Below are 10,374 nucleotides of genomic sequence, written 5' to 3' on the forward strand. Positions count from 1 at the left end.
GGCACGGCGCTTGCTTTTTAACTCGTATGAACGCTCAAACGACATTTTTCCGACACCTGACCTCCCGCGCTCGCAAAAGCCTTTGCGCGATGTCAGCCGTCTGCTGCTTTTTCGCTGGCAGCCCTGCCATTGCTGATGCGGTTACCTTGCCTGACATGCTTATCGGCGTCACTCAGGGCTTTCTTGAGTTCACCGTAGAAGACTATCTGGCTACCAGTCAAACGGAAGGTCGCTACGAAATCGAAGTAAACCAGCTCGACCCCCGTATGCGCATGCCTATGTGCGACAAGGAATTGACAGCGACTTTGGAGAGCCCGGCACGTCCGTTGGGCCGGGTCACGGTGAAGGTCCGCTGTGAAGGCGCCTCGCCCTGGACCGTGTTCGTGCCCGCTCAAGTCCGCCTGTTTCGCGAGATTGTGACGACCACGCGGCCACTGAAACGCGCAGGGATTATCGAGCCACAGGACGTGACCTTGCGAGAGCGCGACGTAAGCACGATCAACCAAGGCTTTCTGACTTCGGTAGACGAAGCGATCGGGCAGAAATTAACCCGACCAACGGTCGCCGATCAGGTGATTACCCTGGTTCATCTGGAACAGGCCGAAGTGGTTCGCAAGGGCGATCAAGTGGTCATCACCGCACGCAGCGGTACGCTGGCCGTGCGCATGCCCGGTGAAGCACTGGCCAATGGCGGTTTGAAAGAACAGATACGCGTGAAAAACCTCAATTCGCAACGGGTCATCAAGGCGCAAGTCACCGCGCCCGGCCAAGTGGAAGTGGCGATGTAGAAAACTGGCGCTGACCCCGGCTGTTCCCTAAACTGTGCCGCAGCAGGACACGCGCCGGCGCATGCAAGGCTCATTGTAAATGTGCCTAAAGTTTTCCAGAGGGTGGCCGAAAACATGGCAAGCGTCCAAATTCCCAGAGGTTTTTATCATGGTCATCGATTTCAGCCGTTTGAACAGCTCCTCGTCACTTACGGGCAGTACACGTACCAGCAACGCCAAGGAAACCGCCGAAACCGGTACCTCTGCGCCGCTGAATACCCAGGCCGAAACGGCCAGTACCGCAAAAAGCGGGGAATCGGTACACCTCAGCAATGAGGCTCAACAGTTGCAGAAGGTCACTGACAAGCTGCGCGATCAGCCTGCTGTCGACAAAGCCCGTGTGGCCGAGTTGAAAGCCGCGATTGCCGATGGCAGCTATAAAGTCGACAGCAACCGTGTAGCCAGCAAACTGCTCAACTTCGAAGCCCAGCGCTAGGCCTTTGCCTGCGCCAGGCTTTTGGACGCTTAAAACCCAAGGCCAGCCATGCACGACACTAATTTATTGCAACTGATCAACGACGACTTTGCTCCAGCTCAACAATTGCTGGAGTTGCTGCAAACCGAATCCCTCGCGTTGCACGGTCGCGACATGCCACTGCTCGAAGAAATTCTGGCGCACAAACAGGCATTGATCATTCTGCTTGAACAGCATGGCCGCAAGCGCAGCGAAATCCTTGCCAGCCTCAACCTGCCAACCGATCGTTCAGGTCTTGAGCAACTGGCTGGCCAGTCGAGCATTGGCGATCAGTTGCTGAGCCAGGGCGATGCCCTGACCGATCTGATCGCTCAATGCCAGGCGGCCAACGTCAAAAATGGCCAGTCGATCCAGATCCAGCAGGCCGCCACGGCCAATCAGCTGAAGATCCTTACCGGTGGTGAAGCGCCAGCGCTTTATAACGCCAGCGGTACATTTGCCAAACCCGCCGTACCGCGTCCGCTCAGCCAGGCATGAGCCGTTGATGCGCCAGCTCTATCAACCCGCGGAACATGCTGGCAAAATGCTGGCTAGTCGTCATATTTTGTCTGGAGATTGATAAACCGTGTCCAACGCCCTCAGCGCGGATGATGCTCCGCAGCCCCCTAAGGTGCTTACCACGCCACTGGAAATCTCCAGCAACCTGCGCCAGCTGCAAGAAAGCCACGATCCGCTGATCATCACCTTCCATGAGCGCAGCCAGCGTTTTCAGAGCTACCTGATCAAGGTCGACCGCGACAGCGCTTCGATCGCTCTGGACGAAATGATCCCGCGCGATGGCGAACGCTTTCTGCTGGCCGGTGAGCCGTTCAAGGTCGAAGGTTTTCATGACGGTGTGCGCATTGCCTGGGAGTGCACCGGCACGCTGAATATCGAGGAATCCGAGGGTGATCGCTTCTACACCGGCGAGCTACCGACCGAAGTGGTTTACCACCAGCGCCGCAATGCTTTCCGCGCCGCGCTGAAACTGACTGATCTGGTCAGCGTTGAACTGGGCGGCGAAAAGCTCAAGGCGCCAATCAACGGCAAACTGCTGGATATCTCCGCGACCGGCTGCAAGCTGCGTTTCGAAGGCGATATCACTGATCGTCTGCAACTGGGCCAGGTCTATGACCGCCTGATCGCCCCGCCGCTGTTCGGCAACCAGCCAACCTCCGTCGAACTGCGTTATCTGCACTTCGAAGAAAAACTCAACATCACCTTCGCCGGCCTGCGCTTCCACAACATCAGTGGTCAGGCTGCACGCAACGTTGAGCGTTTCGTTTATCAGCTGCAACGTGAAGCACGCCGTTTCGACAAAGACGATATGTGATTTGCAGCGACAATAAAAAGGGCAGTCCCTGGCGGGGCTGCCCTTTTTTATGCGTGGTGTTTTTTGTTCAGCTCAAGGTCTGCCGCCACTGAGATCTGGCGCGGGCTTGTCGTTGCCACTATCCGGCTCCGCCTCTGCTGCAGTTTCTGGCTGAGCATCGGCGTCAGGCTCCGGTTCGGGAGTCGGCGGCGCTTGCACAGGGTCCTGCACCATCTGCTCCTGCACCACCTGCTCGTCTACCCGAGGGTCAAGCGCTGCCACCAGTGGCGAGCTGGACATGCTGTCAGGCATGGCCACGTGATGCAGTGGCGCGTCGTCGACCTGATGCAGATTGGTCACGGCTTTCGGCCGGATCCGCCACACCAGCACCAGTGCGAAGAAACTGAAAAACGCATACAGGCTCTGACTGCCAAACAGCTTCATCAGCACACCCGCCAGCAATGGCCCGATGCTCGCGCCGACACCGTAAGTCACCAACAGCATCGCCGTCAGCGATACCCGCCGATCACCTTCGACATGGTCGTTGGAAAACGCCACCGCCAGCGGATACAGACAGAACTGCACCAGCGAACACAAGAAGCCAACGCCGAACAACACCTCCAGCGGCACCTGCGGCAGGATGGCCAGCGGCAACGCAGCCAGTGCGAGAAACCCGGCGAAGCAGCGAATCAACAGCGCCCGATCATAACGGTCGGACAACCAGCCCAGCGGCCACTGCACCAACAGCCCGGCAAAGATGCAGCTACCCATGAACAGACCGACCTGCTCGGTCGACAGCCCCTGCTGCGAGGCATACAGCGGCGCCAGACCATAGAACGAACCGATGATCAAACCGGCACCCAGCACCGTACTCAGCGACTGCGGCACACGCTTGATAAAGAACCGTGGCTCCATCGGCGCCGGATGCAGGGGCGCCGGGTGAATCCTTCGAGTCAATGTCACAGGCACCAGGCACAGCGCGAAGCACAGCGCGACCAGCATCAACAGCTCCAGACCCAGCCCGGGGTGCATGACCAGAATCAATTGACCCAGCACCAGGCCAAGGTAAGACGCAATCATGTAACCGCTGAATACCAGACCTCGCTGATTGGCATCAGCCTGCTCGTTGAGCCAGCTTTCAATCACCATGTATTGGCACATCATGCCCAGACCGACAATGGTCCGCAGCACCAGCCACGCCGGCAGCCAATCGACCAGACCATGGCCAAGCACCGCCGCCCCGACGATCCCGGCACAGGCAGAATAAGCGCGGATATGCCCGACCCGGGCAATCAGTCGGTGACCGATCTTGCCGCCCAGCACCAGGCCGAAATAGTTGGCCGCCATCAACGCACCGACCCACAACCCGTCGACGTTGTCAGCGGCCAGGCGCAGGGCCAGATAGGTCGATAGCAGGCCCGAGCCGATCAACATCATCAGCGAGGCGAAATACAGCGCTCGAAAGGATTTCCAGATTTGGCGCATCGGCGTTCCGAGCGGCTCCTTGCAGTAAAGACCGGGCTACCAAAACGATAGCCCGATGGCGACGGTTCGTCAGGCCTGGGCTGCTAGAACACGCCGTTCCCAGGGAGTGATTTCATCAAAGAAGCTGGTCAACTCCATGGTCTTCGAAGCGATGTAGCCTTCGATGAACTCCTGTCCGAACAGTTCCCTGGCCAATTGACTACGTTTCAGACGTTCGAGGGCGGCGTGCAAAGTACATGGCAACGAAAGATTGTCCGGCACCTCGAACTCGCCCTGAATGGCTTCGCTCGGTTCCAGCTCATGCTCGATCCCATGCAAGCCGGCGGCCAGACTCGCGGCGATCGCCAGATACGGATTGGCATCGGCGCCCGGCAAACGGTTCTCGACCCGACGTGCGACCGGCGAACTCGCCGGAATGCGCAGCCCGGCCGCACGGTTGTCGTGGGACCAGCACGCGTTATTCGGTGATGCGTACGGATGGCACAGACGCTGATAGGAGTTCACATTGGGTGCAAACAGTGCGGTGAAATCAGCCATGCCTGCCTGCTGACCACCGATGAAGTGGCGGAACATCGCTGTCGGTTCACCCTGCTCGTCACTGAAGACATTCTTGCCGCTGTTGCTGTCAACGATGCTCTGGTGAATGTGCATCGAACTGCCCGGCGTGTGCGCCAGTGGCTTGGCCATGCACACCACGGTCAGGCCGTGCTTGAGCGCAACTTCCTTGAGCAGGTGTTTGAACAGAAAGGTCTGGTCGGCCAGCAGCAGCGGATCACCGTGCAGCAGATTGATCTCGAACTGGCTGACGCCCATCTCGTGCATGAAGGTATCGCGCGGCAAACCGAGGGCCGCCATGCATTTATAGACTTCGTTGAAGAACGGCCGCAGACCATTATTGGAACTGACACTGAACGCCGACTGGCCATCCTCGCGACGACCATCAAGGCCCACCGGCGGACGGAACGCTTGGGTCGGATCAGTGTTCGGGGCGAAGACAAAGAATTCCAGCTCGGTCGCCACCACCGGCGCCAGGCCGCGCGCAGCGTAACGGGCAATGACTTTTTTCAACTGGCCACGGGTCGACAGATTGGAGCTTTCGCCAGTCAGTTCATCGGCATCGCAAATGGCCAGGGCTCGGGGGTCGTCGCTCCACGGCAGGCGATGGATCTGGGTCGGCTCGGCAATCAGTGCGAGATCGCCGTCATCGCTGCCATAAAACCGCGCTGCCGGGTAACCGCCCATAATGCATTGCAACAGCACGCCCCGCGCCAGTTGCAAACGCCGCCCTTCGAGGAAACCCTCGGCGGTCATCACTTTGCCCCGGGGTACGCCGTTCAAATCCGGCGTGACACATTCAATCTCATCAATGCCCGTCAATCGCTGCGCGAGTGAACGCTGGCCATCGGTTGTCATGACGCAATCCTTGTTATTGTGCGAGCCGCGAACGGCGACCCGTACAAAATAGGCTTCGGCTGTTCGGAATATCAAGCAGCGTCAAACAAAAAGGCGCGTCACGGCAGATAAAGGCTGAACACCCCGCCACCGAGTGGACCGCCGTTGCGGATTTCGGTGCGACCTTCAACACCGTTGCGCTGATGCAGCGCTGCGATGCGGTTGGCGAAATACAAACCGAGTCCGGTGCTGCCACTGCTGTGATTGATGCCTTGCACGTAATCAGCCTGACGCTCGAGCATCTCGGCCGGATAGCCGTCGCCGTCATCGTTGATGCTCAGCACCAGTTGTCCGGCCTCGTCACTGACGGTGATCAGCAGCGACTCGCGAGCATAACGAATGGCGTTGTTGATGCAGTTACCAAGCACCGAGGCAATCAACTCACGGTCGAAGAACCCCAGCGGACTCAACGGATCGACTTCATACGTGGCGATGATCCCGCGACTGGCAAACACCTCTTGATGCGCCGCCAGTTGCGCCTCGATAAAGTCATCGAGTTCGTGATACGCAGGTTGCAGCGGCAACTGATTGACGCCGAGCTTGTACAGCCCGAGCAACTGCACCAGCATGCCGTTGAGGTGGGCGAACTCGAAGTCGATCACGCCCTGCTCCGTGCCTTCGCGCAGTTCTTGCGGCAAGCGCCCCAGCCATTGGCTGTGAGCCTGCATCAGCATGGCCAGCGAGTTCTTCATGTCGTGGACAGTGGAGGCGATCACCGTAGAAAAATCCAGAGCCTGCTTGTCGTGGTTCATTCGCCAAACGCCTTGCTTTTCAGCTTCTGATAACGCGCAAAACGCGCGTCGGTGTCGGGCATCAGGCCAACCATTTTCAGGCAGGCCCGACATTCTTCCAGCTCCGCCGACGGCACACTGGTGTCGGTGCCGTGCAGCAGCGACTGGGCCATGTTGAGCGCGATACTGATGTTCTTCGGTTGCATCTTCAGCGCCTTGCGGAACACCTCGCGGGCCTCGACCAGGTTGCCGGTCTTGTACACCCGCACGCCCTGACGGTTGAGGTCGGCAGCGGCATTGCTGGAGCTGAGAATAGTCGGATCATCGGTCAGCTTGGCGATGTCTTTCATTACCGCCGGATCATCACCGTAGATCTCCGCGCAGCTCTTGAGCATCGACGTGCCCGCCTCGGCCTGACCGAGCATCTGCAACTGCTTGGCGACCAACAGCGCCGCTTCCGGACTCATGAACTGCTCCATGCCGTCGAGGCGCATCAGCGCTTGTTCGGTGAGCTTGTCAGCGGTTTCCGCATCGTTGAGCAACAGGCTGGTAGCTTTCATCAGACGCGCGCGAATCTGCAGGCCGGGGTCGGTCGGGTTCTCTTTGGCCACCGCACTGAGTGTGGTGTTGATCTCCAGCCGTGTACGCGTGTCGAGACCGCGTTCACTGCCCTTGCTGATCAGCGCGTGAGCCAGGCCGAGGTTGCTTTCCGGGTCCTTGAAGCGCGACTGCGCGCCCTGCGCCACCGCCTGCCGATAAGCACGCGAGGCGGTGTCAAAATCTTCGTTGGTCATGGCCAGTTTGCCCAGCAGCGCCTGTCGACGCACCGCCAGTGGCGAGAGACGAATAGCCTCTTCCAACACCTGCTGCGCGCCTTTGGTGTCACCCTCGGAAACCAGCACGTCGGCCATGCCGTCATACAGCGCCGGCATCATCGGGAACACCTTCAGCGCCTTTTCATAGACACCTTTGGCTTGGGCAACTTGCCCACGCTTGAACAGCAACTTGCCCAATCCGGCAAATGCCCACGGCAACGGCCGATCAGCAATGATGCTGTCGTAAAGACGCTCCAGCGCTTCGTTCTGGTTCATGTCGCGCAGCGCATCAGCGCGGTAGCGCAGGCACAGCGGCGCATAGCGGATGTCCTGCTTGCACAGGGCGATGCAAGCGTTGAGCACCTCGACCGGTTTGCCACGGTCGAGGGCTTGCAGAATCGGTTTGAGCAACGTCTTGCGCTGCTCCAGACGCTCCAGGCGCTGGGCCAGACCGGAACGGTTGAACGGCTTGGTCAGGTACGCATCCGGCTCGTGCTCCAGAGCGCTAAGCACCATCGCCTGACTGGTCTCGGCGGTGACCATGACAAACACCGCTTCATGGCTGATGAGCTTTTCCAGCATCAGGTCTTCGAGTACCTGCTGGCCGTTCTTCTTGCCGTCGCCGAGATGGAAATCCTGCAGGATGAAATCGTAGGACTTCTGCGCACACATCTTCAGCGCCTGCTCACCGGTGTCGGCCGTATCGACGTCCTTGACCCCGAGCTCACGCAGCATCGAACGCACGGAACTGCGGAAATCCGAGAAATCATCGACGATCAGAAAACTCTTTTGGTGATACGACAGCATCGAAGATTTCCAGGCAATTGAAGTGAGGGCAATTTCAGGCGCGCAGATGATAGCTGGCGGCCAAATGCTATCAAGCGATTTCGCGCGACTTTTAAGTCACCGAATGGGTTATCGGCCAGAAGTGCTGTTCCCTGAAGCCGGCGCTTCAAGAATCCTCGCCTAGCGATTACCCTGCGCGCCGGTTCAACTTTCCACTACAAGGTTTACATCGTGTACATCAAAGGACGCTGCATCACGTCTGTCTGTGCGCTGCTGTTTATACAGCAGGCAATGGCGGCTGGAATGGACTGCACAAAAGCGGCGAATGCCGTCGAAAACACTGTTTGCGCGAACAAGTCGCTGTATGAGCTGGATGCGCGGATGGGCGTGGTTTATCGGGATTTATTCAAAGCCTCTGCTCCTGCACAAGCTGAACTCAAGCGCACTCAACGGCTGTGGCTGAAAATCCGCAATGAGTGCGCGGAAGATATTTCGTGCCTGAGCCAGCACTATCAAGAGCGCCTGCAAGCGCTGCACGCGCAGTGGCAGGCAACGGTTGCCTATCAACCGGATGACCTCGATAAACAGGCGCTGGACGATCTGCAAAAGCGCATTCAAGCCGCCAGTAAAGATGATCCAGAGTTTGCGCTGGATCGGGCACTCGCCGCGCTCGCCGTCAAAACAACTGCCGGCGGTTTTGACGGTGAAGCAAGTGAAGAGGATTCGTCGATAACGCACTTTCCGACATCGCAGCCCAAAGGCGTTAGCGCCAATGAATGGCGAGCGCTCACCGCTTCCCTGATCACTGACGCGGCCGAAACCGGCCTGAGTTCCTACACCTTGCGGGATCTGGATGGCAACGGGCAACGCGATCTGATTGTAAATACTTACGCCGGGGGTACCGGCCTGTTTACCTACGTGGAAACCTGGCGGCGCGACGGTGAACGGTTCGTAAAACGTTCTGTTGAGCCCGAAAGTTCGCTGTTCTACACCAACGATCGCGGCGCCAATCAGTCAGTGGACTGGATAAGCCTGCGCGGCAAGACTTACGCGGCTTATCGAAACAGTGAGTACGGCGTCGATCGGGTCTACTTGCTCAACCCGCTGAAAATCAACGTCCAGGTGCCTACGGTGACGATCCGTTATCGCTATGACCTCGACGTACCCACTCTTCAACACAAAGATGACGGCAACAGCACGTTTGAACTCGAACCCGATCTGCACCGAGCGCTCAATCTGGCAGTGGCGAAAGTAAATGAAACCGCCGCTATCCCATCAAAAGAACCGCTCTGCCCTATTCCGGCTACCGGCGCCGGTGAAAACGATTACTACAGCTTTGGCCCGGCGCATTACAGCATTGAAAAAGTCGCCGACCTGCCGGTCTTCATTGGCAATGATTGTTACATCAGCGCTTTGATCGACTGGTTCGGCAGTTACAGCGAAAAGAATGGTTTGTTCGCGCAACTGGCCTTGCGTAAACCGGACAGCGATGACGGCAGCCGCACATACGAAGTCTACGGTCGCCGACACATAACCGAAGTCAGCACTTCAATGGGTAAAGTTGAGCTGAACGAAGGTTAACTGTGCATCCTGTCTAATGTTCACAATCAATGATGTAGTCGCGGCTCGCCGTGGCAATTCGTCGGCTGACGGTAATGCAAAAAGCCCCGTCGCAATTTCCATTGCGACAGGGCTCTAATTTTGAAACTGATGGCGTTCCCAAGCTTTCATCCTTGAAACACTTTCCTGCGGGCAAAACAAAACCCCAACTGCTTTCGCAATTGGGGTTTCGGAATTTAATCTTGACGATGACCTACTCTCACATGGGGAAACCCCACACTACCATCGGCGATGCATCGTTTCACTGCTGAGTTCGGGATGGGATCAGGTGGTTCCAACGCTCTATGGTCGTCAAGAAATTCGGGTACTGAGTCGTGGCCTTGTGGCCTCGCTTCAGCAAATTGGGTATGTGACAGCTTTCGGTGTTTGTGCTGCTTTTTTAAGTGCAGTCGAACTTTCGGTTCGTTTCGTCTTCACACACCGCAATCTGGCCTTTCGACGCAAATTGCTTGGGTGTTATATGGTCAAGCCTCACGGGCAATTAGTATTGGTTAGCTCAACGCCTCACAGCGCTTACACACCCAACCTATCAACGTCGTAGTCTTCGACGGCCCTTCAGGGAACTCAAGGTTCCAGTGAGATCTCATCTTGAGGCAAGTTTCCCGCTTAGATGCTTTCAGCGGTTATCTTTCCCGAACATAGCTACCCGGCAATGCCACTGGCGTGACAACCGGAACACCAGAGGTTCGTCCACTCCGGTCCTCTCGTACTAGGAGCAGCCCCTCTCAAATCTCAAACGTCCACGGCAGATAGGGACCGAACTGTCTCACGACGTTCTAAACCCAGCTCGCGTACCACTTTAAATGGCGAACAGCCATACCCTTGGGACCGGCTTCAGCCCCAGGATGTGATGAGCCGACATCGAGGTGCCAAACACCGCCGTCGATATGAA

9 protein-coding genes and 2 rRNA genes (1 of these 11 running past the window's edge) are annotated in these 10,374 nt (G+C 57.7%); 5 read left to right on the plus strand and 6 right to left on the minus strand.

What is annotated here, in order from left to right:
* Nucleotides 1-26: 26 nt before the first annotated feature.
* The 4 genes from flgA to AB4N44_RS09810 all read left to right on the plus strand — a co-directional run bounded on the left by flgA (nucleotide 27) and on the right by AB4N44_RS09810 (nucleotide 2,614).
* On the plus strand, nucleotides 27-788 hold the full coding sequence (gene flgA / locus AB4N44_RS09795) for a flagellar basal body P-ring formation chaperone FlgA (protein WP_081265242.1): 762 nt from the start codon (nucleotides 27-29) through the stop codon (nucleotides 786-788).
* A gap of 148 nt (nucleotides 789-936) precedes the next feature.
* Nucleotides 937-1,263 carry a flagellar biosynthesis anti-sigma factor FlgM gene (flgM, locus tag AB4N44_RS09800; RefSeq protein ID WP_123376398.1) on the plus strand — a complete coding sequence of 109 codons (327 nt, stop codon included), beginning with the start codon at nucleotides 937-939 and terminating at the stop codon, nucleotides 1,261-1,263.
* Nucleotides 1,264-1,311: 48 nt separating this feature from the next.
* A complete protein-coding gene (locus AB4N44_RS09805) occupies nucleotides 1,312-1,779 on the plus strand; it encodes a flagella synthesis protein FlgN (RefSeq protein WP_127929418.1) in 468 nt (155 codons plus the stop codon).
* Between the two features lie 88 nt (nucleotides 1,780-1,867).
* The gene (locus AB4N44_RS09810) at nucleotides 1,868-2,614 is read left to right on the plus strand and encodes a flagellar brake protein (protein WP_095123064.1); all 747 of its coding nucleotides are present in this window, start codon (nucleotides 1,868-1,870) and stop codon (nucleotides 2,612-2,614) included.
* Between the two features lie 72 nt (nucleotides 2,615-2,686).
* Here AB4N44_RS09810 and AB4N44_RS09815 read toward each other — a convergent pair whose 3' ends face one another.
* The 4 genes from AB4N44_RS09815 to AB4N44_RS09830 form a co-directional block, all read right to left on the minus strand.
* Nucleotides 2,687-4,078 carry an MFS transporter gene (locus tag AB4N44_RS09815; protein WP_150750529.1) on the minus strand — a complete coding sequence of 464 codons (1,392 nt, stop codon included), beginning with the start codon at nucleotides 4,076-4,078 and terminating at the stop codon, nucleotides 2,687-2,689.
* A 69-nt stretch (nucleotides 4,079-4,147) separates the two neighbouring features.
* A complete protein-coding gene (locus AB4N44_RS09820; RefSeq protein WP_174245133.1) occupies nucleotides 4,148-5,389 on the minus strand; it encodes a glutamine synthetase family protein in 1,242 nt (413 codons plus the stop codon).
* Between the two features lie 200 nt (nucleotides 5,390-5,589).
* Nucleotides 5,590-6,282: a sensor histidine kinase gene (locus AB4N44_RS09825; RefSeq protein ID WP_127929422.1), complete on the minus strand. Its 693-nt coding sequence runs from the start codon at nucleotides 6,280-6,282 to the stop codon at nucleotides 5,590-5,592.
* A complete protein-coding gene (locus AB4N44_RS09830) occupies nucleotides 6,279-7,883 on the minus strand; it encodes a tetratricopeptide repeat-containing response regulator (protein ID WP_160041476.1) in 1,605 nt (534 codons plus the stop codon). The genes AB4N44_RS09825 and AB4N44_RS09830 overlap by 4 nt, the downstream gene beginning before the upstream one ends.
* 282 nt (nucleotides 7,884-8,165) lie before the next feature.
* Between AB4N44_RS09830 and AB4N44_RS09835 the strand changes: the two genes are divergently transcribed.
* Entirely contained in the window at nucleotides 8,166-9,443 is a 1,278-nt protein-coding gene (locus AB4N44_RS09835; protein ID WP_460109107.1) for a lysozyme inhibitor LprI family protein, read from the plus strand.
* A 219-nt stretch (nucleotides 9,444-9,662) separates the two neighbouring features.
* On the opposite strand, the gene rrf is transcribed toward AB4N44_RS09835, so the two are convergent.
* Both rrf and AB4N44_RS09845 read right to left on the minus strand, forming a co-directional pair.
* Nucleotides 9,663-9,778, minus strand: a 5S ribosomal RNA gene (gene rrf, locus AB4N44_RS09840).
* 164 nt (nucleotides 9,779-9,942) lie between these two features.
* A 23S ribosomal RNA gene (locus AB4N44_RS09845) occupies nucleotides 9,943-10,374 on the minus strand; it runs 2,462 nt beyond the window's last position.

Source organism: Pseudomonas sp. S3_C06, from assembly GCF_054667675.1.